Source organism: Polaribacter sp. 20A6, assembly GCF_011378915.1.
GTDB lineage: Bacteria > Bacteroidota > Bacteroidia > Flavobacteriales > Flavobacteriaceae > Polaribacter > Polaribacter sejongensis.
Genome location: NZ_WTPZ01000103.1, coordinates 1 through 592 on the forward strand (window position 1 = coordinate 1; position 592 = coordinate 592).

Annotated in this window: 1 protein-coding gene; it reads right to left on the bottom strand. The window is 59.8% G+C overall.

Features of this window, described 5'->3' with window-relative positions:
- Positions 1 to 167 precede the first annotated feature (167 nt).
- On the bottom strand, positions 168 to 592 hold a 425-nt coding region (locus GQS57_RS18555; protein WP_165734449.1), incomplete at its 5' end, for a Bcl-2 family protein.

The following is a 592-nucleotide window of genomic DNA, read 5'->3' on the forward strand; positions in this document are numbered from 1 at the left end:
GCCAAGCTCAGTCTTTGGTGCAGTGCATGCTGGGATGGCGAGCGCATGTCGAGCTGGAAGCGGAGTCCAGCGGAGCGCAGCAGGAACCCGGCTCCTAACCTCACGCTAGTGTACGCTTCAGCGTCTGAGGACGAGTGCGGCGGTCACAAGAGCGATGGGAGACGGGGTCACCGGATCAGGAACGCCAGACCGGCTCCGATCCCGGCACATCCCACAACAGCCATCAGAGCGCTGCGGACCGCCGACTCCACATCCTCCACACGGAAGAACTCCTCGAACCCATGCCAGCTCTTGTTGTTGAGGAGCCAGTCGTGCTGTTCTGAGATCAGATAGCAGGAGATCTGCTCGGCCACCGTCTCCACACACCGCTCTCTCTGCATCTCCTTCAGCTGCTGACACACCACGGCTCCGAACGCCACCAGACTCACGATCCGGCCCCAGTTCGTCGTGTGGTCTCCGAACATGGATCTGGCTATAGAGCTGATGAAGCTCATGTCGTCCGCTTGAGAGTCCAGCTGCAGACGCTGCAGCATTCCTTTGTAAGTGATCTGGTGCTTTATGAGAATGTCCGCCACGACGCGCCTCATTGTCG